At 74.2% G+C, this 24,136-nt stretch carries 25 protein-coding genes; 19 read left to right on the forward strand and 6 right to left on the reverse strand.

Annotated features, from left to right (window positions below; translation table 11 throughout):
* The first annotated feature begins 111 nt into the window (after positions 1-111).
* From ACUXPL_RS01940 to ppk2, 4 genes are all read left to right on the forward strand, one after another.
* On the forward strand, positions 112-1,005 hold the full coding sequence (locus tag ACUXPL_RS01940) for a tRNA pseudouridine synthase A (protein WP_454181540.1): 894 nt from the start codon (positions 112-114) through the stop codon (positions 1,003-1,005).
* A gap of 277 nt (positions 1,006-1,282) precedes the next feature.
* Positions 1,283-1,726: a 50S ribosomal protein L13 gene (gene rplM, locus ACUXPL_RS01945; protein WP_036337972.1), complete on the forward strand. Its 444-nt coding sequence runs from the start codon at positions 1,283-1,285 to the stop codon at positions 1,724-1,726.
* Positions 1,727-1,767: 41 nt separating this feature from the next.
* Entirely contained in the window at positions 1,768-2,238 is a 471-nt protein-coding gene (rpsI, locus tag ACUXPL_RS01950; RefSeq protein ID WP_454181542.1) for a 30S ribosomal protein S9, read from the forward strand.
* Positions 2,239-2,438: 200 nt separating this feature from the next.
* The gene (ppk2, locus tag ACUXPL_RS01955; protein WP_251649337.1) at positions 2,439-3,428 is read left to right on the forward strand and encodes a polyphosphate kinase 2; all 990 of its coding nucleotides are present in this window, start codon (positions 2,439-2,441) and stop codon (positions 3,426-3,428) included.
* Positions 3,429-3,496: 68 nt separating this feature from the next.
* Here the strand turns inward: ppk2 and ACUXPL_RS01960 are convergent, their stop codons facing one another.
* On the reverse strand, positions 3,497-4,297 hold the full coding sequence (locus ACUXPL_RS01960) for a peptidoglycan recognition protein family protein (RefSeq protein WP_454181544.1): 801 nt from the start codon (positions 4,295-4,297) through the stop codon (positions 3,497-3,499).
* Positions 4,298-4,459: 162 nt separating this feature from the next.
* Here ACUXPL_RS01960 and glmM point away from each other — a divergent pair, with 162 nt between their 5' ends.
* Together glmM and ACUXPL_RS01970 are read left to right on the forward strand one after the other, a co-directional pair.
* Positions 4,460-5,815: a phosphoglucosamine mutase gene (glmM, locus tag ACUXPL_RS01965; protein WP_454181546.1), complete on the forward strand. Its 1,356-nt coding sequence runs from the start codon at positions 4,460-4,462 to the stop codon at positions 5,813-5,815.
* Between the two features lie 8 nt (positions 5,816-5,823).
* Positions 5,824-6,051 carry a hypothetical protein gene (locus ACUXPL_RS01970; RefSeq protein WP_010080407.1) on the forward strand — a complete coding sequence of 76 codons (228 nt, stop codon included), beginning with the start codon at positions 5,824-5,826 and terminating at the stop codon, positions 6,049-6,051.
* A 94-nt stretch (positions 6,052-6,145) separates the two neighbouring features.
* Here ACUXPL_RS01970 and mscL read toward each other — a convergent pair whose 3' ends face one another.
* Genes mscL through coaA form a run of 3 tightly spaced genes read right to left on the reverse strand, consistent with a single transcriptional unit; the run spans position 6,146 to position 8,349 of the window.
* Positions 6,146-6,568 carry a large conductance mechanosensitive channel protein MscL gene (gene mscL / locus ACUXPL_RS01975; RefSeq protein WP_180535974.1) on the reverse strand — a complete coding sequence of 141 codons (423 nt, stop codon included), beginning with the start codon at positions 6,566-6,568 and terminating at the stop codon, positions 6,146-6,148.
* A 59-nt stretch (positions 6,569-6,627) separates the two neighbouring features.
* Complete coding sequence (locus ACUXPL_RS01980; RefSeq protein ID WP_454181548.1) at positions 6,628-7,371, reverse strand: M15 family metallopeptidase; 744 nt, start codon at positions 7,369-7,371, stop codon at positions 6,628-6,630.
* 3 nt (positions 7,372-7,374) lie between these two features.
* Entirely contained in the window at positions 7,375-8,349 is a 975-nt protein-coding gene (coaA, locus tag ACUXPL_RS01985; protein WP_363677233.1) for a type I pantothenate kinase, read from the reverse strand.
* Between the two features lie 110 nt (positions 8,350-8,459).
* On the opposite strand from coaA, the gene galE reads away from it, so the two are divergent.
* From galE to ACUXPL_RS02050, 13 genes are all read left to right on the forward strand, one after another.
* Positions 8,460-9,515: a UDP-glucose 4-epimerase GalE gene (galE, locus tag ACUXPL_RS01990; protein WP_180535972.1), complete on the forward strand. Its 1,056-nt coding sequence runs from the start codon at positions 8,460-8,462 to the stop codon at positions 9,513-9,515.
* A gap of 50 nt (positions 9,516-9,565) precedes the next feature.
* Entirely contained in the window at positions 9,566-11,437 is a 1,872-nt protein-coding gene (gene glmS, locus ACUXPL_RS01995) for a glutamine--fructose-6-phosphate transaminase (isomerizing) (RefSeq protein ID WP_180535971.1), read from the forward strand.
* A 173-nt stretch (positions 11,438-11,610) separates the two neighbouring features.
* A complete protein-coding gene (locus ACUXPL_RS02000) occupies positions 11,611-12,906 on the forward strand; it encodes a serine hydrolase domain-containing protein (RefSeq protein ID WP_454181550.1) in 1,296 nt (431 codons plus the stop codon).
* A 99-nt stretch (positions 12,907-13,005) separates the two neighbouring features.
* Positions 13,006-15,135 (forward strand): glycogen debranching protein GlgX, encoded by a 2,130-nt coding sequence (glgX, locus tag ACUXPL_RS02005; RefSeq protein WP_454181552.1) that lies wholly within the window; start codon positions 13,006-13,008, stop codon positions 15,133-15,135.
* Positions 15,132-15,863: a YdcF family protein gene (locus ACUXPL_RS02010; RefSeq protein WP_454181554.1), complete on the forward strand. Its 732-nt coding sequence runs from the start codon at positions 15,132-15,134 to the stop codon at positions 15,861-15,863. Before glgX ends, ACUXPL_RS02010 begins: the two co-directional genes overlap by 4 nt.
* Positions 15,860-16,240, forward strand: a complete 381-nt coding sequence (locus ACUXPL_RS02015; protein ID WP_454181556.1) for a holo-ACP synthase — start codon at positions 15,860-15,862, stop codon at positions 16,238-16,240. Before ACUXPL_RS02010 ends, ACUXPL_RS02015 begins: the two co-directional genes overlap by 4 nt.
* Positions 16,237-17,814, forward strand: coding sequence for an NAD(P)H-hydrate dehydratase (locus ACUXPL_RS02020; RefSeq protein WP_454181558.1), 1,578 nt, complete (start codon positions 16,237-16,239; stop codon positions 17,812-17,814). Before ACUXPL_RS02015 ends, ACUXPL_RS02020 begins: the two co-directional genes overlap by 4 nt.
* The gene (alr, locus tag ACUXPL_RS02025; RefSeq protein WP_454181560.1) at positions 17,811-19,016 is read left to right on the forward strand and encodes an alanine racemase; all 1,206 of its coding nucleotides are present in this window, start codon (positions 17,811-17,813) and stop codon (positions 19,014-19,016) included. Before ACUXPL_RS02020 ends, alr begins: the two co-directional genes overlap by 4 nt.
* Positions 19,013-19,639 carry a tRNA (adenosine(37)-N6)-threonylcarbamoyltransferase complex ATPase subunit type 1 TsaE gene (tsaE, locus tag ACUXPL_RS02030; RefSeq protein ID WP_454181561.1) on the forward strand — a complete coding sequence of 209 codons (627 nt, stop codon included), beginning with the start codon at positions 19,013-19,015 and terminating at the stop codon, positions 19,637-19,639. Before alr ends, tsaE begins: the two co-directional genes overlap by 4 nt.
* 10 nt (positions 19,640-19,649) lie before the next feature.
* The gene (gene tsaB, locus ACUXPL_RS02035) at positions 19,650-20,321 is read left to right on the forward strand and encodes a tRNA (adenosine(37)-N6)-threonylcarbamoyltransferase complex dimerization subunit type 1 TsaB (RefSeq protein ID WP_454181563.1); all 672 of its coding nucleotides are present in this window, start codon (positions 19,650-19,652) and stop codon (positions 20,319-20,321) included.
* The gene (locus ACUXPL_RS02040) at positions 20,318-20,905 is read left to right on the forward strand and encodes a GNAT family N-acetyltransferase (RefSeq protein WP_454181565.1); all 588 of its coding nucleotides are present in this window, start codon (positions 20,318-20,320) and stop codon (positions 20,903-20,905) included. The genes tsaB and ACUXPL_RS02040 overlap by 4 nt, the downstream gene beginning before the upstream one ends.
* A gap of 26 nt (positions 20,906-20,931) precedes the next feature.
* Entirely contained in the window at positions 20,932-22,023 is a 1,092-nt protein-coding gene (gene tsaD, locus ACUXPL_RS02045; RefSeq protein ID WP_434783773.1) for a tRNA (adenosine(37)-N6)-threonylcarbamoyltransferase complex transferase subunit TsaD, read from the forward strand.
* A 50-nt stretch (positions 22,024-22,073) separates the two neighbouring features.
* Positions 22,074-22,604 carry a hypothetical protein gene (locus tag ACUXPL_RS02050; protein ID WP_180535960.1) on the forward strand — a complete coding sequence of 177 codons (531 nt, stop codon included), beginning with the start codon at positions 22,074-22,076 and terminating at the stop codon, positions 22,602-22,604.
* A gap of 8 nt (positions 22,605-22,612) precedes the next feature.
* On the opposite strand, the gene ACUXPL_RS02055 is transcribed toward ACUXPL_RS02050, so the two are convergent.
* Both ACUXPL_RS02055 and ACUXPL_RS02060 read right to left on the reverse strand, forming a co-directional pair.
* Complete coding sequence (locus ACUXPL_RS02055) at positions 22,613-23,644, reverse strand: cation transporter (RefSeq protein WP_454181568.1); 1,032 nt, start codon at positions 23,642-23,644, stop codon at positions 22,613-22,615.
* Positions 23,641-24,135 carry a transglycosylase SLT domain-containing protein gene (locus ACUXPL_RS02060; protein WP_180537578.1) on the reverse strand — a complete coding sequence of 165 codons (495 nt, stop codon included), beginning with the start codon at positions 24,133-24,135 and terminating at the stop codon, positions 23,641-23,643. The genes ACUXPL_RS02055 and ACUXPL_RS02060 overlap by 4 nt, the downstream gene beginning before the upstream one ends.
* Between the last annotated feature and the right edge of the window lies 1 nt (position 24,136).

Here is a 24,136-nt window from a genome sequence, read left to right on the forward strand (position 1 = left end):
GCGTGAGTCCGCGTCCGTCCCCGTGACGACGCATCGGCGAAGGGCCGTCCACCTCCCGGTGGGCGGCCCTTCGCCGTCCCCGGCCCCGCCCCGACCCGCTTGAGGAGCAGCATGAGCGAGCAGCACCGCCCGGACGTCCCCCCGGCGCCCGGGGATCCCGCGTCCGTGCGAGTCCGCCTGGACCTGGCCTACGACGGCGGCGCCTTCCACGGCTGGGCCCGCCAGCCCGGTCTCGACTCGGTCCAGGGCGCGCTGGAGGACGGGCTCGAGCGGATCCTGCGCCGGCCCGTGCGCACGGTGGTCGCCGGACGCACCGACGCGGGGGTGCACGCGCACGGTCAGGTCGTCCACCTCGACCTGACCGAGACGGAGTGGGCGGGCCTGACCCGCGGCCGGTCCGGCCTGGAGCCGGCCACCTCTCTCACCCGCCGCCTCGGCGGGGTGCTCTCCGGGTGGGGCGGGGCCGTCGTCCTGCACGGGGCGCGGCGGGCCCCCGCGGGCTTCGACGCGCGGTTCAGCGCGCTGTGGCGCGAATACGAGTACCGGATCGACGACGCGCCCGCCGCGCGTGACCCGCGCACGCGGGGCTTCACCCACTGGCACGCCGCCGCCCTGGACGATCGCCTCATGGCGCTGGAGGCCGACGCCGTCCTCGGACTACACGACTTCCTGTCCTTCTGCCGGCCCCGCGAGGGCGCCACGACCATCCGCGAGGTCCAGCGCCTGGAGGTGCGACGCGACGAGGACGGCGTCGTGCGCGTCCGGATCCGGGCCGACGCGTTCTGCCACAACATGGTCCGGGCGATCGTCGGGGCGCTGCTGCAGGTGGGGGAGGGGGCCCGCGAGCCCGGCTGGCTCGCGCACCGGGTGGCGAGGCCGGCCCGGGACTCCGAGGTGCGCCTCGCCCCGCCCGGGGGGCTGACGCTGCTCGCCGTCGGCTATCCCGACGAGGCGGAGGAGCTGCGCCGGCGAGCCGAGGGCACCCGGGCGAAGCGGACCCTGTGAGCCGGGGTGGCCCGCGGCGGGGGCTTTTGGCTCCGGGGCCCGCGTTCGGTAGGATGGGTGGACGTTGCGCATGCCCGCACCCGGATGCGTCGTGCCGCGAGTGGCTCAGTTGCATGGCCTTCAGCTCGCGCCGCACCCCCGGGGCATCGGGCCCGGACGCCTTCCAGCCCTCACCTGGGGGACCGGCGCGCACGGAGAACTGACAGCGCGAGCGCGCCGGAATCACGACCCGGCGGGCAGGCGCTGTGGACCACCACCGACCCTGAAGGCAGACAACGTGCGTACGTACTCTCCCAAGCCTGGTGACGCCGACCGTCAGTGGCACATCATCGATGCCACCGACGTCGTCCTCGGCCGCCTGGCCTCCCACACCGCCGCCCTCCTGCGCGGCAAGCACAAGCCGACGTTCGCCCCCCACATGGACATGGGCGACTACGTCATCATCGTGAACGCCGAGAAGGTCGCCCTCACCGGCGCCAAGCTCGAGAAGAAGCGCGCCTACCGCCACTCGGGCTACCCGGGCGGCCTGAAGTCGCAGTCCTACGCCGAGCTGCTCGAGACCAACCCGGTCCGCGCCGTGGAGAAGGCCGTCAAGGGCATGCTCCCGAAGAACTCGCTGGCCGCCCAGCAGCTCTCCAAGCTGAAGGTGTACAAGGGCGCCGAGCACCCGCACACCGCCCAGCAGCCCCAGACCTTCGAGATCGGCCAGGTCGCCCAGTGACCCCGGCGGGCCACTGACGCAGACCTTCCCTGAGGAGAACCATGAGCATCAACGAGAACGACGACGTGGAGCTGACGAGCTACACCTCTGAGGCCCCCGTCGCCTCCGAGCGCCCGGCCCTGACCGTGCCCGGCTCCGCCGTCGGCCGCCGCAAGGAGGCCGTGGCCCGCGTGCGCCTCGTCCCCGGCTCCGGCCAGTGGACCATCAACGGCCGCGCCCTGGAGAACTACTTCCCGAACAAGCTGCACCAGCAGGAGGTCTCCGACCCCTTCACGCTGCTGGAGCTGACCGGCGCCTACGACGTGATCGCCCGCATCCACGGCGGCGGCCCCTCCGGCCAGGCCGGTGCGCTGCGCCTGGGCATCTCCCGCGCCCTCAACGAGATCGACCGCGAGCACAACCGCCCGGCGCTCAAGAAGGCCGGCTTCCTGACCCGCGACGCCCGCGTCATCGAGCGCAAGAAGGCCGGCCTCAAGAAGGCCCGCAAGGCCTCGCAGTTCTCGAAGCGCTGATCCTGCGCCGCACGGTGTCCCCACCGTGCCCCCGCCGACGCCCCGTCCCGCTCCTCACGAGCGGGGCGGGGCGTCCGCCGTCTCCGTGGGCCGGCGGGACCTGACCCAGAGGTAATATGGAGACGCATGGCGACGACGCCATGACGGGCCGCTCGCCCGTCCGGTGCGCGGTCCGGTCGAAGACACCCTCAGGAGCCGCCGTGGCCGAGAACACGAGTCCTACGCCCGACCCCCGCACCCGTGGCGAGCACGGCGCGGAGCACGCCGCGCAGGCACCCTTCGCCGTGACCCGTGACTACGCCGCCGAGGTGGACGAGATCCGGGAGCTGGGCCGCAAGCTCGGCGGGGAGAAGAAGACCCCCACCCCGGACCCGCAGGCCTGGCGGGAGGGCTACCCGTACAAGTCCAAGCTCAGCCGCAAGAGCTACGAGCGACGCAAGCGCGAGCTGCAGATCGAGCTGCTGAAGATGCAGCTCTGGGTCAAGGAGACCGGCCAGAAGGTCCTGATCATCTTCGAGGGCCGGGACGCCGCCGGCAAGGGCGGCGCCATCAAGCGCTTCAACGAGCATCTCAACCCCCGCGGCGCCCGGACCGTGGCCCTGGAGAAGCCCACGGAGGAGGAGGCCTCGCAGTGGTACTTCCAGCGCTACATCCGGCACCTGCCCTCCGGCGGCGAGATCGTGATGTTCGACCGCTCCTGGTACAACCGGGCCGGCGTCGAGCGCGTCATGGGCTACTGCACGGCGCAGCAGTATCTCGAGTTCATGCGTGAGACCCCCGAGCTGGAGCGCATGCTCGTCAACTCCGGCGTGCACATCATCAAGTTCTGGTTCTCCGTGTCCCAGCGCGAGCAGCTCAACCGCTTCGCCGCGCGGGAGACCGACCCCGTGCGTCGCTGGAAGCTCTCGCCCACCGACCTGGCCTCCCTGGACAAGTGGGACGACTACACGAACGCGAAGGAGGCCATGTTCTTCTACACGCACACGGCCGACGCCCCGTGGACCGTCGTGAAGTCGAACGACAAGAAGCGCGCCCGCCTCGAGGCCATCCGCCATGTGCTGCACACGCTGCCCTACCCGGACAAGGACGAGCGCATCGTCCACCGCCCCGACCCGCAGATCTGCGGCCCGGCCAACGAGCTGGCCGAGTACGGCGAGGTCTCCGGCGGATCGTTCCCGCGCGTGCGCTGACCGGGCCGCGCACGACGGCGCCCCTCATCTTCCGGTGAGGGGCGCCGTCGTGGGGAGCGGGGGCGGGTTCAGCCGCGCTCCTCCTCCACGTACTCCGGGGTGACGTGGGCGTCGTCGAAGAGGTTGTCCGCCCCGAAGCCCTCCGAGACGTGGTACTCGCCCGAGGCCAGGGAGAGGCGGACGTCCTCGCGCAGGATCGGCAGCTTGGCGTAGAACGCGTCGCCGCAGCAGCTGGTGGCGGTGACGTCGCGGTGGCCGATGATGCGGGACGGCGGCAGCTCGTACTGCTGGCAGATGTAGGCGACGAGCGGCACCAGGCCGGCGTAGAGGCTCTGCGGCGGCGGGTTCAGCATGTACAGCCCCTCGCACTCGATGCCGAGCGCGTACGCGTTGAACCCGAGCGCATGGACGCCGAGCATGAACGTCTGTCCGCCCTCGAGCGCGTGCCGGGAGCCGTGGCGGCCCTCCATCGCGAAGCCGCCGCGGGAGACGGTGAAGTGCTGCCCGGTGTCGCCCCAGTCGTTCGCGGCGCTCATGTGCGCGTTCTGGACCACCTGCGCGATGCTCTCCGCCGCCTCCCGGGAGCCGTCCGTGACGTTCGGAGTGGTGGTGTGGTGGATCACCAGGTAGGAGGGGCGCTCGTTCAGGGTCTGCAGGTAGTAGTTGGGCTGCATGGCGCCCCACTGCGCGGTGGTGATGATGTCCGGGGCGGGCAGGCGGGTGGCCTGCTCGTCGCCCTCCGAGCTCTGCTCGGCCTGCTCATCACGCCCGCAGCCGGCCACGCCGGCGGCGATCGCCAGGCCCGTGCCGCCCAGCACGCTGCGGCGCGTCCAGGGACGGGAGGGCGGGGGCGGGGTCACGTCGGGCATGGATCGAGGTCCTTCGGGTTCGGGGCGGGGCCTCCCGGGCGGATGTGAGCGGACGGGCGCGCGGCCGCGGGGGCTCGACCGGTCCGATGCTACCGCCCCCGGGCCCGTTTCGTGACCCTCCCGTGATGCAGGCCGCAGGGGCGGCCCCTACACTGACTGATCATGTCGAGATTGTTCGGAACCGATGGCGTCCGTGGCCTGGCCAACGAGACCCTCACCGTGGAGTTGTCCGTCCAGCTGGCCCAGGCCGCCTCGCCCGTCCTCGGCGCGGAGGCCTTCGACGCCGGCCGACGCCCGGTCGCCGTCGTGGCCCGGGACCCGCGCATCAGCGGCGAGTTCATCGCGGCCGCCGTGCAGGCGGGCCTGGCGTCCTCGGGCGTGGACGTGTGGGACGCCGGCGTGTTGCCGACCCCCGCCGCCGCCTATCTCGTGGGGGACCTGGACGCCGACTTCGGCGTGATGATCTCCGCCTCCCACAACCCGGCCCCGGACAACGGCATCAAGTTCCTCGCGCGCGGCGGCGAGAAGCTGACCGACGCGCAGGAGGACGAGATCATCCGTCACCTCGAGGGCGTGACGCCGCGGCGGCCCCAGGGCGCGGACGTGGGCCGCGTGCGCGTCTTCGCGGACGCCGAGGACCGCTACGTCCTCCACCTCCTGCAGACCCTCCCGCACCGGCTGGACGGGCTCAAGGTCGTCCTGGACTGCGCCCACGGCGCGGCCGCCGGCTGCTCGCCCGAGGCGTTCCGCGCCGCCGGCGCGGAGGTCGTGGTGATCGGCGCGTCCCCGGACGGGCTCAACATCAACGACGGCTACGGCTCCACCCACCTCGAGAAGCTCCAGGCGGCCGTGCGCGAGCACGGCGCGGACCTGGGCATCGCGCACGACGGCGACGCCGACCGGTGCCTCGCCGTGGACGAGCGCGGCGAGGTCGTCGACGGCGACCAGATCATGGGCGTCATGGCCGTGGCGCTCAAGGACCGCGGCGTCCTGCGTGACGACACCCTGGTCGTGACCGTCATGTCCAACCTGGGCCTGAAGCTGGCCATGGGCCGGGAGGGCGTCCAGCTCGTCGAGACCCAGGTGGGCGACCGCTACGTCCTGGCCGGCATGAAGCTCGGCGACTACTCGCTCGGCGGCGAGCAGTCCGGCCACGTGATCTTCTCGGACCACGCCACCACCGGCGACGGGGTCCTCACCGGCCTGCAGCTCGCCTCGCGCGTCGCCGAGACCGGCACCCCGCTCTCCGCGCTGGCCGCGGTGATGGACCGGCTGCCCCAGGTCCTCGTGAACGTGCGCGGCGTGGACAAGTCCCGCGCCGCCGAGGACGAGGCCGTCCAGGCGGCGGTGGCCGAGGCGGAGGCCCGCCTCGGCGAGACCGGTCGCGTGCTGCTGCGCCCGTCGGGCACGGAGCCGGTCGTGCGCGTCATGGTCGAGGCCCCGGACGAGGAGACCGCCGGCCGGGAGGCCCAGGTGCTGGCCGACGTCGTGCAGCGCGAGCTGCGCCTGCACGACTGACCGGACCGATGACGTCGGACGCGGCCCCCCGGCCCCGCCGCTGGACCCTGTTCGCGGGGCTGCTCGCGGGGCTGGCGGTCCTGTGGTCGGCCGCGTTCCTCGCCGTGGACGCGCCCGTGTGCGCGCGGCAGAGCGCCCCCGTGGAGTGGTTGCCGTGCCTGGATCCGGACCGGCAGGACTCGGAGGTCGCCCCGGACGCCGGGTCCAGCGCGGACCGGACGACGTCGCGCCCCTGAGGGCACGGCCCCCGCGCCGCCGAGGGCATGAAGGAAGGGCCCGGGGCGACTCGCGTGAGTCGTCCCGGGCCCTTCGGCGTCGGACAGGGAGAGATCAGAGGGTGGTGGTCCCGGAGGTGGGGCCGCCGCGGCGCTCGGCGAGCAGGTCGCGGATCTCGGTGAGCATGGCGACGTCGGCGGGCACCTCCTCCTCGGCGGGGTCGATGCCGAGGCGGCGGTTGCGGGCCTCGATCATCTTGTTCATCGGCATCACGATGGCGAAGTACACGGCCGCGGCGATCAGCAGGAAGTTGACGATCGCAGTGAGCAGCACGCCGAACTTCACGTCGTTGCCGTTGAGGGTCAGCACGGCGAACGAGTCGAAGTTCGGCGAGCCCACGGCGGCGGCGATGAGCGGCATGAGGACCGCCTCGACGAGCGCGTTCACGATCTTGCCGAAGGCGGCGCCGATGATGACGGCCACGGCAAGGTCGATGACGTTGCCCTTCATGATGAAGTCTTTGAATCCCTGGAGCATGGGGAGAATCCTACGTGTGACGAGGGCGGCGCGGTACGGGTTCGAGCGAGTCGTGCGTCTCAGCCCGCGTAGTCCGGCGCCGGAGGCAGGCCCCACGCGGTCTCGAGGACGCCGCCGACCGCCTCGACCCGGGCCGCCTCCGCGGACCCGACGTAGCGCAGGTGCCACGGCTCGTGGGCGAAGCCCGTCACGTCCTCGGCCCCGGCGGGGTAGCGGATGACGAACCCGTACTCGGCGGCGTGCGCGGCCACCCAGCGGCCCGCGGCGGTGTCGCCGAAGCACGCTTCCAGGTCACACGCGGGGGTCGCGGCGTCGCCCACGTCCCAGGCCAGGCCGGTCTGGTGCTCGGAGTACCCCGGACGCGCCGAGACGCGGTCGGCCTCGGCGCGGCCCAGCTCGTCGACCCAGTGGCCGTACGTCCGGACCTGGTAGTCGTACGAGCGGTAGGCGCTCAGGGTGGTGAGGCGGTGGCCCGCCGCCGCGGCGGCATCCAGCAGGTCGCCGGCCGCCGTCGCGGCCTCCGCCCGCAGGGGCAGCTCGCTGCCGGGCACGGCCAGCAGATCCGAGGGCGCCCAGTCGGGCGGGGCCATGGGGCGGGTCTTGTTCACGACGACGTCGAGGGCGGCCGGGTCGGCGTGCGCGCTCGACGACGGCGCCGTGCTCGAGGCGGCGCCGGACGACGCGGCCGCGCTCGAGGAGCCGGGAGCCGGCGTCGCCGAGGACGGGCCCGCGGCGGGCGTGCCGCAGCCGGCCGCGAGCAGCGCGAGCGCGGCCAGCGCGGCGCGGGGGAGGGGACGACGCATGGATCAGACCTTCCGGAGCAGCACGCGGGTCACCTCGTGCTGCGCGTTCTTCGTGAGCACCAGCCGGGCGCGCCCGCGGGTCGGGCGCACGTTCTGCTCGAGGTTCGGGCCGTTGATGGAGTCCCAGATGGACTCGGCCGTCGCCTGAGCCTCGGCGTCCGACAGCGAGGAGTACCGGTGGAAGTAGCTGCGCGGGTCGGCGAAGGCCCCCGAGCGCAGGCCCATGAACCGGTCGATGTACCAGGACCGGATCCAGGACGCGCGCGCGTCCACGTACACCGAGAAGTCGAAGAAGTCGGAGACGGAGAGCCCGGCGGTGCCGTCGGCCCGTGTGCGCGGCGGGGCCAGCACGTTGAGCCCCTCCACGATCAGCACGTCGGGACGGTGCACCACCTGCTCCTCGCCCGGCACGATGTCGTAGGTGATGTGCGAGTACACGGGCGCGCGCACCTCCTGCGCCCCGGACTTGACGTCCGCCATGAAGCGCAGCAGCGCGCGGCGGTCGTAGGACTCGGGGAAGCCCTTGCGGGACATGATGCCGCGCTCGTGCAACACCGCGTTGGGGTGCAGAAACCCGTCCGTGGTGACCAGCTCGACGCGCGGTGTGGTCGGCCAGCGGCGCAGCATCTCCTGGAGCACGCGCGCCGTCGTCGACTTGCCGACGGCGACCGACCCGGCCACCCCGATCACGTACGGGGTGCGCCCCGTCCGCTCGCCGAGGAACGCGTTGGTCGCGCTGCGCAGGGCCGCGGAGGCCTCCACGTTGATGCTCAGCAGGCGGGAGAGCGGAAGGTAGACCTCGGCGACCTCGCGCAGGGACAGGTGCTCGCCGAGGCCGCGCAGACGCTCCACGTCCGCCTGGTCGAAGGGCTGCGCCATCTCCGAGGCGAGACGGGCCCAGGTCTGGCGGTCCAGCTCCACGAAGGGGGAGCGCTGCTGGCCGTCGGGCACGGCATCCGCGGACTCGTCGGGGCCCACGAGGGGCAGCTCGGAGGTCGGGGGGGTGTAGGTCACCCGATCCATTATGGCCGCGGCCCGCCGGGAGCGGGCCCCGGCGTGGCGTCACAGGGCCCGGATAGGATCGGCTCATGCGCGTGCTCGTGACCGGTGGCGCCGGATACCTGGGATCCCATACCGTGCTCACCCTGCTCGAGGCGGGCCACGACGTCCTCGTCCTCGACAGCCTGGCCACAGCGACGACGACGTCGCTCGAGCGGGTCGCCGAGCTCGCCGGAACGCGCCTGGGCGGGTCACGGCTGCGCCTGCACGTGGCCGACATCCGCCGCCCCGAGGACTATCGCGGGGCGCTCGCGGACTTCGGCCCGGCCGCACTCGTGCACTTCGCCGGGCTGAAGTCGCCCGCCGAGTCGATGACCCGCCCCGCCGCCTACTACGACGTGAACGTGGGCGGCACGGCCGCCGTCGCCGAGGCCGCGCTCGCGGCCGGCGCCCGCACGGTCCTGTTCTCCTCCTCCGCGACCGTGTACGGCGACCGCGCGCCGGTGCCCGTCGCCGAGGACGCGGCCACGGACCCGGTCTCGCCCTACGGACACTCCAAGCTCATGGCGGAGCAGGTGCTGCGCGACGTCTGCGCGACGGTCGACGGCGGCGGACTGGCGATGCTGCGCTACTTCAACCCGGTCGGCGCGCATCCCTCCGGGCGGCTGGGCGAGGACCCGAGCGGGGTGCCGGCGAACCTCATGCCCTTCGTGGCGCGGGTGGCGTCCGGCGCGTACCCCGAGCTGCGGGTGTTCGGCGCGGACTTCGACACGCGCGACGGCAGCGCCGTGCGCGACTTCATCCACGTGATGGACCTCGCGGAGGCGCACGTGGCCGGGCTCGAATGGCTCGCGGCCCGGGTGGCGGCCGGGGGCGGTGCGACGACCCGGGTCTGGAACATCGGCCGGGGCGAGGGCGTCACCGTGTTCGAGATGGTGCGCGCCTTCGAGGCGGTCACGGGCGGCCGCATCCCCTACCGCGTGGTCGAGCGCCGGCCCGGGGACATCGCCGAGTCGTGCGCCGCCGTGGACGCGATCGGCGCCGAAGTGGGCTGGCACGCCCGGCGCGATGTGACCGCGATGGTGCGGGACCTCTGGGCCTGGCAGGAGGCCAACCCCGCGGGGTTCTCGTCCCGGACGGAGTGAGCCGGCCCGCCGTGCGCCGAAGTCGGGCCCGGCCCGGTATCCTCGTGCGCATGTGCGGAATCGTCGGATACATCGGCCAGCCCCAGTCGGATCGTGAGCACGGCGCTCTCGACGTCCTGATGGAGGGCCTGCGTCGTCTCGAATACCGCGGATACGACTCCGCCGGTGTGGCCGTGGTGGACGGCGGTCAGCTGTACCACCGGAAGAAGGCGGGCAAGCTCGCGAACCTCGCCGAGGAGCTCGCCGAGCACCCCATCCCCACCGGCCTCGTCGGCATCGGCCACACCCGGTGGGCCACCCACGGCGGCCCCACCGACCGCAACGCCCACCCGCATGTGGCGGACGAGGGCCGTCTGGCGCTCATCCACAACGGCATCATCGAGAACTATGCCGAGCTGCGCGAGGAGCTGCTCGCCAAGGGCGTCGAGTTCCTCTCCGAGACGGACACCGAGGTGGCCGCCCACCTCCTCGCCGACGTCTACCGGCACGAGGCCGGCCAGGACCTGACCCGCGCCATGCAGCTGGCCTCCCAGCGCCTCGAGGGCGCCTTCACCCTGCTGGCCGTGCACGTGGACCACCCGGACCGCGTGGTGGCCTCGCGCCGCAACTCGCCGCTCGTCGTCGGCCTGGGCGAGGGGGAGAACTTCCTCGGCTCGGACGTCTCCGGCTTCATCGACTTCACCCGCGAGGCCATCGAGCTCGAGCAGGACCAGGTCGTGACGATCACGGCCGACGCCGTCGAGATCTCGGACTTCCGGGGCGGCCCCGCCGAGGGCAAGCGCTTCACCGTGGACTGGGACGCCTCGGCCGCGGAGAAGGGCGGCTTCGAGACCTTCATGGAGAAGGAGATCCACGACCAGCCCCAGGCCGTGCAGGACACCCTGCTGGGCCGCACGGACGCCGCCGGCACCCTGGTGCTGGACGAGCTGCGGATCGACCCCGAGGAGCTCAAGGCCGTCGACAAGATCATCGTCCTGGCGTGCGGCACGTCCGCCTACGCGGGCACGGTGGCCAAGTACGCCATCGAGCACTGGTGCCGGATCCCCGTGGAGGTGGAGCTCTCCCACGAGTTCCGCTACCGCGACCCGATCATCGACCCGCACACCCTCGTGGTGTCCATCTCGCAGTCCGGCGAGACCATGGACACCCTCATGGCGGTCCGCTACGCCAAGGAGCAGGGCGCCCGCACCGTGTCCATCTGCAACACCAACGGCTCCACGATCCCGCGCGAGTCGGACGCCGTGCTCTACACGCACGCCGGCCCCGAGATCGCCGTCGCCTCCACCAAGGCGTTCCTGGCGCAGATCACCGCCGCCTACCTGCTGGGCCTGTACCTGGCCCAGCTGAACAAGAAGCTGTTCAGCGGCCAGATCAAGGACATCCTGGCGGACCTCGGGGCGATCCCCGGCAAGATCGAGGAGATCCTCGCCGGCAAGGACCAGGTCAAGGAGCTCGCCCGCTCGATGGCCGACGCCACCTCCGTCCTGTTCCTCGGCCGCAACGTCGGCTACCCGGTGGCCATGGAGGGCGCGCTCAAGCTCAAGGAGCTCGCGTACATCCACGCCGAGGGCTTCGCCGCGGGCGAGCTCAAGCACGGCCCGATCGCCCTGATCGACGAGGGTCAGCCGGTCTTCGTGGTTATGCCCTCGCCCATGGACCGTCACTCGCTGCACGCCAAGGTGGTCTCCAACATCCAGGAGGTCCGCGCCCGCGGCGCCCGCACCTTCGCCGTCGCCGAGCGCGGCGACGCGGCCGTGCGCGGCCAGGCCGAGATCGTCTTCGAGGTCCCCGAGACCCAGCCGATGCTCATGCCGCTGCTGACCACGGTCCCGCTGCAGATCTTCGCTCTCGAGCTCGCCACGGCGAAGGGCTACGACGTGGACCAGCCGCGCAACCTCGCCAAGTCCGTCACCGTCGAGTGACGCGCTCCGGCTGAGCGACGACGGCGCCCGCCCCCTCTCCGGGGACGGGCGCCGTCCGCGTTCCGGGCTCTTGCGGCCGGCGCCAGGGTCCCCGTCGCAGGCGGCGTCGCGGGTTAGAGTGTGACCACGCCCGTCCGGGTGATCTATGTCACACTCCCCGAAAGGACGCCTCGATGCGCCCCACCCGCCGCCAGTTCGCCCAGGGCATGGCCGCCGGTCTCGCCGGCCTCGTGCTGCCCTCCGCCGTCGCCTCCTCCGCCGTCGCCGCCCCGCAGGGTCCGAACCCGCGCTCCGGCCGCGGCCTGGACGAGCGGGCGATCCAGGACGCCCTCGACGCCGTCGTGCAGTGGCCCGCCGTCGGCGCCGTCTGCTCCGTGGTGGGCCCGGCCGGCCGCTTCGACACCGCCTCCGGCACCCGTGGCCTGCACGCGAACGCCCCGGCGCGGGCGAACTCGGTGGCCCGGATCGCCTCGGTCACCAAGGGCATGGTCGCCACCGTCGCCCTGCAGGAGGTCGAGCGCGGCACCCTGTCCCTGGACTCCACGATCGGCGACGTCCTCCCGGGCCTGTGGCCCGACGTCGAGGACCGGGTCACCCTCTCGATGCTCCTGAACCACACCTCCGGCATGCCGGACGCCATCTGGGTGATCATGCGCGGGCAGTCCCTCTTCGAGCTGGACTTCGACGAGCTCGCGGACGTCGTCTCCCGCTCCTACGGCCAGCGTGAGCTCGTCGAGCTGGCGAAGCAGGCCGACTGGTGGTTCGAGCCCGGCACCGACTACGGCTACTCCAACACGGGCTACGTGGTGGTGGAGATGATGGTCGAGGCCGTCACCGGGCGCCGGATGCCCGAGCTCATCCGGGACCGCGTCTTCCGCCCGGCCGGCATGCACCGCACCCGCCTCGAGCACGGCACCCTCGTTCGCGGCGCCGAGATGCAGGACGCGGCCGTGCGTCCGCACGAGGCCCAGGCCCTCGAGACCATCGACCAGTCGATCTTCGCCTCCGCCGCCGCGGTGAACACCACCGCCGCGGACGTCACCCGCTTCTATCAGGCCCTCATGCGGGGCGAGCTGGTCTCGCAGCAGACCGTGGACCTCATGGTCACCCCCGTCGGCCCGGCCGCCCAGGCCGGCTACGGCTACGGCCTGTTCCTGGTCGCGGACCCCGCGCCGGAGCACGCCGGCGAGGTGCTGGTCGGCCACGACGGCGCCGGCTTCGGCTCCGTCTCCCTGGCCCTGTGCTCCCGTGACGGCGAGCGTGCGTTCGCGTTCACCTACATCGGCCGGCCGTACTGGCAGGAGGGCTGGGACGAGGTGTTCGCGAAGGAGCTGGCGCTGATGCGCACCGCGTTCGTGGTCAACGCCGCGGACGCCCCGGCCTCCCGCGACCGCCTGGTCCGCGGCGGCGCGGCCGCCTCGCGCCGTGCCGTGGCGGACCTGGCCGCCCGCGGTGCCCGGCTCGTCTGAGCGGATCGACGCGTCCGGGATGGCGTCCGCCCGCGCCAGTAGACTCCCCGGGGAGGCCCGCCGCACCCGGCGGGCCGCACGACGAGACCCCGGAGAGTCATGCACACAGTGGAGATCGGCCAGCCGTACCCCCTCGGGGCCACCGTGGACGAGACCGGCACCAACTTCGCCCTCGCGGTCTCCCGCGAGGTGGAGGCGGTCGAGCTGTGCCTCGTCGCCGACGACGGCACGGAGACGCGCATCCCCCTCGAGGAGCGGCACGGCACCACGTGGCACGCTCACGTGGCGGGCATCGGGCACGGGCAGCGCTACGGCTACCGCGTGCACGGCCCCTGGGACCCCGCCCGCGGCCTGTGGCACAACCCGGCCAAGATCCTGGTGGACCCGTACGCGCGGGCGTTCACCGGCGACTACGAGTGGGGCCAGCAGCACCACTCGTACGACTTCGACGAGCCGGACCGCATCGACACCTCGGACAACCTGGGCGCGAGCATGCTCGGCGTCGTCGTCGCCGAGGACTTCGACTGGGGCGATGACGCCCCGCCCGCCGTCGAGCTCACGGACACGGTGATCTACGAGACCCACGTCAAGGGCATGACCAAGCTGCACCCCGCCGTCCCCGAGGAGCTGCGCGGCACCTACGCGGGCATGGCCCACCCGGAGGTGGTCCGCCACCTGACCGAGCTCGGGGTGACCGCCGTCGAGCTGATGCCCGTGCACCAGTTCGTCAACGACGCCACCCTGCAGGAGAAGGGGCTGAGCAACTACTGGGGCTACAACACGCTCGGCTTCTTCGCCCCGCACGCCGCCTACTCCTCCTCCTCGGAGGTGGGCGGCCAGGTCCGCGAGTTCAAGCAGATGGTGAAGGACCTGCACGCCGCCGGTCTCGAGGTGATCCTCGACGTGGTCTACAACCACACGGCCGAGGGCAACGACAAGGGCCCCATGCTCAGCCTGCGCGGGCTGGACAACGCCGGCTACTACCACCTCGTCGAGGGCGACGAGCGGCACTACATGGACTACACGGGCACCGGGAACTCGGTGGACCTCTCCAGCCCCAAGGCCCTCCAGCTGGTCATGGACTCCCTGCGCTACTGGGTCACCGAGATGCACGTGGACGGCTTCCGGTTCGACCTGGCCACCACCCTCACCCGGGTGGAGGGGGAGCAGGGCCCGGACATGTTCTCCGGGTTCTTCGACGTGGTCCGCCAGGACCCGGTGCTGCGCACCGTCAAGCTCATCGCCGAGCCGTGGGACGTGGGCTGGGGCGGCTACCAGGTGGGCAACTTCCCCGGCCTCTGGTCCGAGTGGAACGGCATGTACCGGGACACGGTGCGCGACTTCTGGCGCGGCGAGCCCGGCACCCTCGGCGAGTTCGCCACCCGCCTGACCGGCTCGGCCGACCTCTACGAGGGGGACGGGCGCAGCCCCGGCGCGTCCGTGAACTTCGTCACGGCCCACGACGGCTTCACGCTGCGCGACCTCGTCTCCTACAACGAGAAGCACAACGCCGCCAACGGCGAGGACAACAACGACGGCGACGCGCACAACCGCTCGTGGAACTGCGGCGTGGAGGGGGAGACCGACGACCCCGAGGTCGTGACGCTGCGCGCCCGCCAGCGCCGCAACTTCCTGGCCACCCTGCTGATCAGCCAGGGCGTGCCCATGATCAGCCACGGCGACGAGCTGGGCCGCACCCAGGGCGGCAACAACAACGTCTACTGCCAGGACAACGAGATCTCATGGATCGACTGGTCCGCCATGGACGACTCGCTCGTGGCGTTCACCCGCGACCTGATCGCGCTGCGCCGTGACCACGCGGTGTTCCGCCGTCGCCACCACTTCGACGGTCGCCCCGCGGCCCGCGACGTCGAGGCGCCCCTGCCGGACATCGTGTGGCTCGAGCCGGACGCGACCGCCAAGACGGAGGACGACTGGGGCGCCGAGGCCCGGTCGATCGGCTTCTACCTCAACGGGCACATGCTCACCCGCGGGGACGAGGACGGGGAGGAGCCCTACCGGGACTTCTACGTCCTCATGAACGCGTGGTGGGAGCCCGTGCCGTACACCCTGCCCGGACCCACGTTCCCGGCCGAGTGGGAGGTCCTCGTGGACACCTCGTCCCACGTCGCCCCGAGCGGCGCGCACCCCCGCGTGCGTGCCGGGGACGTCCTCGAGGTCCAGGCCCGTTCCACCGTCGTGCTGCGGCAGGTCCCCGAGGACGCATGAGCGCGCAGGTCGACCGGGGGCGCGTCTGCCGTGGCCTGCCGCGGTGGGCGCACGCCCTCTGCGCCACCGTGGCGACCCTGGCGGCGCTGGGACTGGCCTTCGGCGCGGGGTGGGCCATGCACGCCGTGACGGACCCGCACCCGGATGACGCACCGCGTGTGGACGCCCTCCTCGTCCTCTACAGCCAGCCCCGCGTCTACGACGCCGCGATCGAGCTCGCCGCGTCCGGCGTCGCCGACCGGCTCTTCGTCTCCGCGTACCTGGGGCCGGACGGGCACGAGAAGCTGTGCGGCGGCCCGGAGGAGCGCGACCCGCGGCTGGCCGGCGTCACCGTCGAGTGCTTCGCGCCCGATCCGGTGACCACCCAGGGCGAGGTCGTCCACGCGGCCGACCGCATGCGCGAGCTGGGCCTGCACCACCTGGGCGTGCTCACCTTCCACCAGCACGTGGAGCGCGCGCGGCTGCTGGCGGAGCGGTGCCTCACCTCCGAGGAGGGCCGTGTGTCCCTGTACGCGTTCGATGCCGGCTTCGACCGGCTCGGCCGCCTGCAGCACGGCGTCTACGGCGTGCTGGCCTACGGGAAGGCGATGCTCACGCCGGGCTGCGACCAGCAGCTGCCCGGCGTGCTGCAGTGGCCGCTCGACCTGGCCAAGCGACTGCGCGGGCAGCCCGTCGGGGACGAGGCCGGCGCCGTCGTCGTGGGCGCCCGGCGGGCGGGGGCGGCGTGATCGTCGGCGTGGGGGTGGACGTGGTGGACGTCCCGCGGTTCCGGGCGCAGCTCGAGCGCACGCCCGCGTTGCGCGCGCGCCTGTTCACCGAGGACGAGCGGGACCTGCCGCTGCGCTCGCTGGCCGCGCGCTTCGCCGCCAAGGAGGCGATCGCCAAGGCCATGGGCGCCCCGCCCGGGATGATGTGGCACCACTGCTGGATCCCGCGCCCGGACCACGGCGACGGCCGCCCCACCGTGCACCTGACCGGCACCGTCCAGGCCCAGGCCGAGGCCCTGGGCATCACCCACTGGCACCTCTCCCTCAGCCATGACGGGGACGTCGCCACCGCCTACGTGGTCGCCGAACGCCGCGCGGCCGAGGAGGAACCCGCATGACCCCCGATGACCTGACCCGCATCGCCGTGACCGGCTCGGCCGTGCGCACGGCCGAAGAGCCCCTGCTCGCGGCCGGCCGCGGCCCGGAGCTGATGCGCGCCGCCGCCTGGGCCCTGGCCGAGCACGCCGCCGCCCTGCTGCGTGAGCGCGGCCCGGTGGCCGGGACGACCGTGGCCGCCCTCGTCGGACCCGGCAACAACGGCGGGGACGCGCTGTTCGCCCTCGCGTTCCTGCGCCGCCGGGGCGTGGCCGCGGTCGCCGTGCCCGTCCGCCGGGACGACGACGGCGCCCCGCGCTGGCACGCCGAGGGCTGGGCTGCGCTGCGAGCGGCCGGGGGACGCCGCGCCGACGCGGTGCCGCCCGAGGCCGCGCTCGTGGTGGACGGCGTGCTCGGCACGGGCTTCACCGGCGAGTATGAGCTGCCCGCCGCGGCGCGCGCGCTGCCGGCGGATGCGCTCGTGCTGGCGTGCGACGTCCCCTCCGGCGTGGACGCGGACACCGGCGAGGTGCGGGGGGAGGCCCTGCCCGCGGACGCGACCGTGACGTTCGGCGCCCTCAAGTCCGGTCTCGTCCTCGGGGAGGGGGCCGCGCGTGCGGGCACCGTGCACGTGGCGGACATCGGGCTGGGACCGCACCTGCCGACGTCGCCGGCCGCGCCGCTGGGCGTGATGGACGAGGCCGCCGCACGGGCCGCCCACCCGGTCCCTGCGGCCGAGGCCCACAAGTACACGCGCGGCGTGGTGGCCGTCGTCGCCGGATCGGAGCGCTACCCGGGGGCCGCCGTGCTCGCGAGCGCGGGTGCGCTGCACACGGGCGCGGGCATGGTGCACCACGCCGGCCCGCAGACCACCCGGGACCTGGTGCTCGCCGCCCACCCCGAGGCGCTGGTCTCGGCGGAGGGGCCCGAGCCCTCGCGGGCGGACGCCTGGGTGGCCGGCCCCGGCCTGGACACCGAGCACGACGCGCGGCGGCGCTGGGCCGGCGTCCTCGCCGCGCTCGAGGAGCGGCCGGAGGCGGCCCTGGTCGCCGACGCCTCGGCCCTCGCCCTCGTCACCGCCGCCGAGCTGCGGACGCTGCGCGCGGCCGGCACGCCCGTGGTCCTGACGCCGCACGCCGGGGAGTGGTCCCGGCTGCGCGAGCGCCTCCCCGCGGACGGCGCCGACGCCGCCGACCCGCTCGCCGCCCTCCGCGCGTGGACGGCCGAACACGGCGCCACGGTCCTGCTCAAGGGCCCGCGCACCCTTGTGGTCGCCCCGGACGGCGAGGCGTGGGCCGTGACCGGCGGCGGCCCCGAACTCGCGATGGGCGGCACCGGCGACGTGCTCTCCGGGGCGATCGGCGCCGTCCTGGCCGCGGACGTGGCGCGGCGCTCGCGGGCACGCCGGACCGGGGAGGATCCCGGCCCGGCGCCCACGGCCCGGCTCGCGGCGGCGGCCGCCTGGCTGCACGCCCGGGCCGGGGCCGACCAGGCCCGCGCCGGGCGGATCACCACGGCCACGCTGCCGGCCGCGCTGGGCGCGCGCGTCGCGCGCCTGTGGTGGCCGGACGACGCCGAGCCGGAGGCCGTCCGATGAGCCGCGCCGACGTCAGCCCGACGGACGCCGAGCGCGCCGCACGCATCGACCTGGCGGCCGTCCGGCACAACGTGGGCGTGCTGCGGGAGCGGATCCGCCGCCCCGACGGCAGCCGGCCGCTGCTGACCGCCGTCGTCAAGGCCGACGCCTACGGCCACGGCGCGGTGGCCGTCGCCCGCGCCGCCGCGGCCGCCGGCGCGGACCGGCTCGGCGTGGCCCACGTGCGCGAGGCCCTGGCCCTGCGCGCGGCGGGGGCGCGCCTGCGCGTGCTCGCGTGGCTGCACACCGGGGCCACGGACTTCGCCGCCGCGGTGGAGGCGGAGGTGACCCTCGGCGTCTCGGGCTGGGACCTCGACGCCGTCGCCGACGCCGTCCGCGGGCTGCGGGCCCGCGGCGGGGCCGGACCCGATGTCCGCGCCGTCCTGCACCTGAAGGCGGACACCGGCCTGGGCCGCCACGGTTGCCCGCCCGAGCGGTGGCCCGCGTTCGTCGCGCGTGCCGCCGAGCTCGAGGCCGCGGGCCTCGTGCGGGTGGAGGGCGTGTTCTCCCACCTCGGCGTGGCGGACGAGCCGGACCGGGCCGCCGAGACCACGGCGCAGCTGCTGCGGTTCGAACGGATGGCCGCCGAGGCCGCCGAGGCGCTCGGCCACCCGCTGCTGCGGCACCTGGCCAACACGCCCGCCACCCTCGCCCGGCCGGACACGCACCTGGACATGGTGCGCGTCGGCCTGGGCCTGTACGGGCTCTCTCCGTTCGAGGACGTCACCGCCGCCGAGCTCGGGCTGCGCCCGGCCATGTCCCTCGTCACCGTCCTGGCCAACGTCAAGGCCGTCCCCGCCGGGCAGGGCGTGTCCTACGGGTTCCGCCACGTCACGGCGGAGCCCACCACCCTCGGGCTCGTGCCCGTCGGCTACGCCGACGGCGTCCCGCGCGTCGTCGAGGGCACGCGCGTCCACGTCGGCGGCCGGACCGTCCCCGTGGTGGGCCGCGTCGCGATGGACCAGTTCGTGGTGGACCTCGGCCCGGACGCCGCGGACGCGCCCGGTGACGCCGTCGAGCTGTTCGGACCGGCCTCCGGCATTCCGGTGGAGGAGTGGGCCGCGGCCGCCGGGACGATCAACTACGAGTTGGTGACCCGCATCGGAGGCCGCGTGGACCGGCAGCACGTGGACCCCACGCCGACCCAGGAGGCCCGCCCATGAGCGACCACGCGATCCCCGCCCCCGGCCCGGCCCTGCCGGAGCCCGTGCTGACGGCGACGGTCCCGCTCGAGGGCGCCGACGGCACCCGGGCGTTCGGCCGCGCCCTCGCCGGGGTGCTCCGCGCCGGCGACGTGCTGATCCTTACGGGCGACCTCGGCGCGGGCAAGACGACCTTCACCCAGGGGCTGGCCAGCGGATTCGGCGTGGCCTCCGGCGTGGTCTCGCCGACGTTCGTCCTCTCCCGCGTCCACCCCGCCCCGGCCGACGCCCCGGCGGGCACCCCGGACCTTGTGCACGTGGACGCATATCGGCTGCGCTCGGCGGGGGAGCTCACGGACCTCGACCTGGACGCGAGCGTGGACCGCTCCGTGACCGTCGTCGAGTGGGGCCGGGGCATGGCCGAGTCCCTCGCCGGGTTCCCCGAGGACCCGGACGCCTCGTGGCTGGACATCGAGATCGTCCGGGCCCGCGGGGGTGAGGACGCCCCCGCGGCCTCGGCGGGGGAGCGCGAGGACGGCATCGTCACCGACTTCTCCGACGAGGACGGGGGCCAGGCCGAGGAGCTGCGTTCGGCCGTCGTGACCGGCCGCGGCCCGCGCTGGGCCGGCGTCGTGCTTCCGTAGACTGGCGGCCATGGCCCTGCTCCTCGCGATCGACTCGTCCGCCGCCGCCTCCGTCGCCGTCCTGCGGGACGGTGAGGAGCTCGCGCGCTGGGCCACGGACGACACCCACGCCCACGCCGAGGTGCTCGCTCCCGCGGTGCAGGCCGTGCTCGGCGAGGCCGGCGTCACCGGCACCGCGCTGGACGCGCTCGCGGTCGGCGTCGGCCCCGGGCCCTTCACGGGACTGCGCGCGGGCCTGGCGACGGCGGCCGCCCTCGGCCTGGCGTGGGATGTGCCCGTGCACGGGGTCCGCAGCCTCGACGCGCTCGCCCACACGGCCGGCGTCGACGCCTTCCGCCACGGGATCGAGGAGTTCGTGGTCGCCACGGACGCCCGCCGCCGCGAGGTCTACTGGGCCCACTACGCGCAGGTCGGCGGGCAGCCGACGCTGCTGCACGGTCCCTTCGTCTCGCCGGCGGACGAGGTCACCCCGCTGCCCGTCTACGGCGCGGGGGCCGGGCTCTACCCCGAGGCGCTGCGCGCGGTGCCGGACTGGGAGGCGGCCACGCCGTCCGCCGTCGGGGTGGGGCAGGTGGCCGAGCTCGCCCTGCGGCGCGGCCGCGGCCTCGTCCCGGCCGAGCCGCTCTACCTGCGCGAGTCCGACGCCAAGGTCCCCGGCCCCCGCAAGCGGGCGGGCGCGTGAGCCCGGCCGAGCCGGCCCCGTCTGGTGACGGGCGCCCCGCCGAGGACGGGCACGGGCTGCCGCCCGGATACCTGCTGCGCCCCATGACCGTGTGGGACGTCCCCGAGGTGCTCGCCCACGAGGCCACGCTCTTCCCGCTCGACGCCTGGCCCGCGCACTTCTACGAGGAGGAGCTCGCCCAGACCGGCCCTGCCGGCGGACGGGACGCGCACGGCCGCCCGCCCACCCGGGACTACCGCGTGGTCGTCCGCGACGTGCCCGCGCCCGGCGCCGCGGACGACGACGGCCCCGCCCCCGGCGAGATCGTCGGCTACGGCGGGATCATGGTGGTCGGCGACGTCGCCGACGTGCAGACCGTGGGCACGGTCGCGGCGGCGCAGGGGCGGGGGATCGGGGCGGCCCAGCTGCGCTGGATGGCCGCGGAGGCCGCGGCGCGCGGCGCGAGCTCGCTCATGCTCGAGGTCCGGGCCTCCAATGCCGCCGCCCGGCGGCTCTACGCGCGCCACGGATTCGAGGAGCTGCACGTGCGTCGCCGCTACTACCCGGGCGGCGAGGACGCCGTGATCATGCGCAAGGCCCTGTGACCGGGCCGCTCACTAGACTGGAGCCCATGCCCACCGCCACCGCAGCCCCCCTCGTGCTCGGCATTGAGTCCTCCTGCGACGAGACCGGCGTCGGCGTCGTCCGCGGCACCGCCCTGCTGGCCCACGAGGTCGCCTCCTCCGTCGAGGAGCACGTGCGCTTCGGCGGCGTGATCCCGGAGATCGCCGCCCGCGCGCACCTTGAGGCCCTCGTGCCCACGATCCGCCGCGCCCTGGACACCGCCGGCGTCACCCTCGCGGACCTCGACGCGATCGCCGTCACCTCCGGCCCGGGTCTGGCGGGCGCCCTCATGGTGGGGGTCGCGGGGGCCAAGGCGCTCGCCACGGCCCTCGGCACGCCCCTCTACGGCATCAACCACCTCGTGGCGCACGTGGGCGTCGGCATGCTGGACGGCGTGCGGCCCGCGCAGTGGGACGACCTGCCCGCGGACCTGGGCGCGCTGCTCGTCTCCGGCGGGCACACCGAGATCCTGCGCGTGGGCCGGATCAGCTCCGAGGTCGAGTTGCTGGGCTCGACCATCGACGACGCGGCCGGCGAGGCGTACGACAAGGTCGCCAGGCTCATCGGGGCGGGCTACCCCGGGGGCCCCGTGATCGACCGGCTCGCCGCCGAGGGCGACCCGACGGCCTTCCGCTTCCCGCGCGGGCTCACCGCGGGCAAGTTCGTCGGCAGCGCCGAGGAGCCCGGCCCGCACCGGCACGACTGGTCCTTCTCCGGGCTGAAGACCGCCGTCTCCCGCGCCGTGGAGCAGTTCGAGGCCCGCGGCCTCGAGGTGCCGCGCGCGGACATCGCCGCCTCCTTCCAGGAGGCCGTCGCGGACGTGATCACCGCCAAGGCCGTCCGCGCCTGCCGCGAGCACGGGCTCACCCACCTGATGCTCGGCGGCGGCGTCGCGGCGAACTCGCGCCTGCGCGCCCTGCTCGCCGACCGGTGCCGCTCGGCCGGCATCGAGCTGACCGTCCCGCCCGTCAACCTGTGCACCGACAACGGGGCGATGGTCGCCGCGCTCGGCGCACGCCTGGTGCGCGACGGCGTCGCCCCCTCCGACGCGTGGTTCGGCGCGGACCCGGGGCAGCCGGTCGAGGTCGTCAGCGTCTGAGCGCGCCCGGCCTCTTGCCGCCACGCCCGCGCGTTCCGTAGACAGGGCCCATGACCGGTCACGAACACCCCCGCCCCGAGTCCACCTCCGCCGCCGTGGACGAGCAGATGCTGGAGGACTTCCTCAATCAGCACCTGCTCGGCTCCCGCTCCGGTGTGAAGGCGTTCCGCGCCGCCGAGCAGACCTGGGCCGGCACCCCGCAGGAGGCCGCGCTGCGACGCCTCGGCGACGCCGTCCAGGACGACCAGGACCGCCTCGAGGCGCTCATCGGCGAGCTGGGTCTCCGCACCCCGCTCGTGGACCGGGCCGCCGGCGCGGCGGCCGAGGCCGGCGGACGACTCAACCCCGTGAACGCGCTGCGCACGCGCGGCTCCGGCTGGACGCAGATCGAACTGGACCTGCTGCAGGGCATGCTCCAGGCCAAGTCCGCGATGTGGCATGTCCTCGAACAGCTCGCGCCGCACCTGCCGGCGGTCGACGCCGCCGAGATGCACGCCCTGCGCCAGAGGGCCGCCGACCAGCAGCGCGAGGTCCAGCGCATCACCTCCGCCACCCTCGAGGGACGGTTCCTGGCCGGCTGAGGCCCGGGCTACTCCTCGCCCGTCTGATGCTCCCCGGACCGTCCGCCGTGCACCTCGGCGGGCAGCTCGTCCACCGGGGCGACGACGACGTCCTGCAGCTTCCAGTCCAGGGCGGCGATCGCGTCCCGCAGCGCGCAGCAGCGGCCCACCGTCACGTCCGCCCCCTCGTGCGGCACCACGAACATCTCGACGTGGAACACGTGGCCCTCGTCCCGGACGCGGGCGCCCGCGCGGCGCACCCACGGCTCCGCCCAGGCAATCCGCTCGGCACGGTCGATGAGCGGGTGCGGCCGGGCGCCGTCGATCGTGGCGGCGCGGCGGTCCGCCAGGTTCGTGACGGCCTCCTTCAGGTTCTTCCAGCCGTCCAGCACGATGCTCACGCCCACGAAGATCGCCGCCGCGGCGTCCGCCCACCACCAGCCCAGGCCGATGCCGGCCACGCCGACGATGGTGGCCACGCCCGTCTGCCAGTCCGCCTTGTTCATGTCCGCGTCCGCGTACAGCACGCGGTCGTGGAGCTGCTCGGCCAGCGCGAGCTTCTTGTGGCCGAGGATCATGGGCCCGGGCACGGACAGGGCCATCACGGCCATCATGAACCAGCCCTGCCACACGGTGTGCCCGAACAGGTCGAACGTGCCGATGGGCGGGTGCTCCGCCGTCACCAGGCCCAGGAGGGAGTCGCCGACGAGGACCACGCCCATCACGGACAGGGCGACGGCGGCCACGAGGTGCCCCACCCCGACGGACCGGTGAGAGCCGTAGGGCCGGGCCCGCGTCGGGGCCATGCGGGCCACGCGCAGGGCGACGAGGAACGCGATCGGCGGGATCAGGGAGAGCAGGTCCTCGATCCACGCGGCACGCATGGCCTGCGAGGAGCCCATCACGACCGCCACGAGGACGATCGTGACCACGATCACCCCGAGCGTCGCCCATTCGAGCCGCTTGGCCTGCTGGACCACGCGCTCGATCTCCGGGGGCAGCTCCGTGGCGCCGAAGCGGCGCCCGCTCGGCCCCTTCTCCCGGGTGTCCCGCCGCGTCATCGGGCCTCCTCCGCTGCGCGCTGGTCGAAGTACTCCTCGAGGGCCGTGAGCATCTGGTTCTCACCCAGGGGCACGGCCATCACGAGCTTCACCGGCTCGCCGTCCGGACCCTGGGCCTCGGCGTAGTCGCGGGTGATGCTCGCGTGCGACGTCCACGGGGACGCGGAGGTCAGGCCGCCGGCTACCAGGTCCATGTCGCCCTTCTCCAACGCGGTCATGAGCGCCTCCTCCCCGGCCACGGTCCACTCGACGCGTGCGTCGTGCGCCGCCGCGAAGCCGCGGATCAGGTCGGGCTCGGGGCCGACGGGCTCGGCGCCCGAGGCGTCCACGTGGGGCGGGTGGTGCACGACGCCGGCGCGCAGCACCCCGCCCGTGACGCGGTCCAGGGTGCCGTCCGGGTCGGCGGGGTAGCCGGAGGAGGTGCAGGCGGTGAACCCGAGGGCGGCGCCCCCGAGCAGGCCCGTCAGGGCGGCCCGGCGGGTGATGGTCATC

Source organism: Micrococcus sp. 140720015-1 (assembly GCF_053627595.1).

Bases quoted from the DNA above. Each gene is read 5' to 3' on its own strand.
- ACUXPL_RS01980 (WP_454181548.1), bottom strand. From the start codon at position 7,371: ATGCGTCGTCCCCTCCCCCGCGCCGCGCTGGCCGCGCTCGCGCTGCTC.
- glgX (WP_454181552.1), top strand. From the start codon at position 13,006: ATGCACACAGTGGAGATCGGCCAGCCGTACCCCCTCGGGGCCACCGTG.
- ACUXPL_RS02050 (WP_180535960.1), top strand. From the start codon at position 22,074: ATGACCGGTCACGAACACCCCCGCCCCGAGTCCACCTCCGCCGCCGTG.
- ACUXPL_RS01970 (WP_010080407.1), top strand. From the start codon at position 5,824: ATGACGTCGGACGCGGCCCCCCGGCCCCGCCGCTGGACCCTGTTCGCG.
- tsaE (WP_454181561.1), top strand. From the start codon at position 19,013: ATGAGCGACCACGCGATCCCCGCCCCCGGCCCGGCCCTGCCGGAGCCC.
- tsaB (WP_454181563.1), top strand. From the start codon at position 19,650: ATGGCCCTGCTCCTCGCGATCGACTCGTCCGCCGCCGCCTCCGTCGCC.
- alr (WP_454181560.1), top strand. From the start codon at position 17,811: ATGAGCCGCGCCGACGTCAGCCCGACGGACGCCGAGCGCGCCGCACGC.
- ACUXPL_RS02010 (WP_454181554.1), top strand. From the start codon at position 15,132: ATGAGCGCGCAGGTCGACCGGGGGCGCGTCTGCCGTGGCCTGCCGCGG.
- glmM (WP_454181546.1), top strand. From the start codon at position 4,460: ATGTCGAGATTGTTCGGAACCGATGGCGTCCGTGGCCTGGCCAACGAG.
- galE (WP_180535972.1), top strand. From the start codon at position 8,460: ATGCGCGTGCTCGTGACCGGTGGCGCCGGATACCTGGGATCCCATACC.
- tsaD (WP_434783773.1), top strand. From the start codon at position 20,932: ATGCCCACCGCCACCGCAGCCCCCCTCGTGCTCGGCATTGAGTCCTCC.
- ACUXPL_RS02020 (WP_454181558.1), top strand. From the start codon at position 16,237: ATGACCCCCGATGACCTGACCCGCATCGCCGTGACCGGCTCGGCCGTG.
- ACUXPL_RS02060 (WP_180537578.1), bottom strand. From the start codon at position 24,135: ATGACCATCACCCGCCGGGCCGCCCTGACGGGCCTGCTCGGGGGCGCC.
- ACUXPL_RS01960 (WP_454181544.1), bottom strand. From the start codon at position 4,297: ATGCCCGACGTGACCCCGCCCCCGCCCTCCCGTCCCTGGACGCGCCGC.
- ACUXPL_RS02000 (WP_454181550.1), top strand. From the start codon at position 11,611: ATGCGCCCCACCCGCCGCCAGTTCGCCCAGGGCATGGCCGCCGGTCTC.
- glmS (WP_180535971.1), top strand. From the start codon at position 9,566: ATGTGCGGAATCGTCGGATACATCGGCCAGCCCCAGTCGGATCGTGAG.
- mscL (WP_180535974.1), bottom strand. From the start codon at position 6,568: ATGCTCCAGGGATTCAAAGACTTCATCATGAAGGGCAACGTCATCGAC.
- ACUXPL_RS01940 (WP_454181540.1), top strand. From the start codon at position 112: ATGAGCGAGCAGCACCGCCCGGACGTCCCCCCGGCGCCCGGGGATCCC.
- ACUXPL_RS02055 (WP_454181568.1), bottom strand. From the start codon at position 23,644: ATGACGCGGCGGGACACCCGGGAGAAGGGGCCGAGCGGGCGCCGCTTC.
- rpsI (WP_454181542.1), top strand. From the start codon at position 1,768: ATGAGCATCAACGAGAACGACGACGTGGAGCTGACGAGCTACACCTCT.